1 protein-coding gene is annotated in these 262 nt (G+C 66.0%); it reads left to right on the forward strand.

Annotated features, from left to right (window positions below; genetic code table 11):
* Positions 1–70, forward strand: a 70-nt coding sequence (locus SB773_RS32670) for an H-NS family nucleoid-associated regulatory protein (RefSeq protein ID WP_410594548.1), incomplete at its 5' end; no start/stop codon positions are given.
* Positions 71–262: the final 192 nt, after the last annotated feature.

Below are 262 nucleotides of genomic sequence, written 5' to 3' on the forward strand. Positions count from 1 at the left end.
GCCGCGCTGGATGGCCGAGCTGACCGCCAAGGGCAAGAAGCCCGAGGATTTCCTGATCAGGAAGAAGTAAATCCCCGGCACCTGCGTTGAAAACGCCGGCCCTGCGCCGGCGTTTTCGTTTCGTCCCCGCGCACGGTTCCGCCGCCGCTGCGCGAAGCGGCAACGCCCTACAGGTTCTTCCGCGCCGGAATCAGCAGGTTGCCGAACAGCAACCCCGCCACCAGCGCCATCACGATGTTGGTCACCGCCAGCAACGCGGCCT

Source organism: Bacillus sp. SIMBA_074 (assembly GCF_046534555.1).
Lineage (GTDB): Bacteria > Bacillota > Bacilli > Bacillales > Bacillaceae_G > Bacillus_A > Bacillus_A mycoides.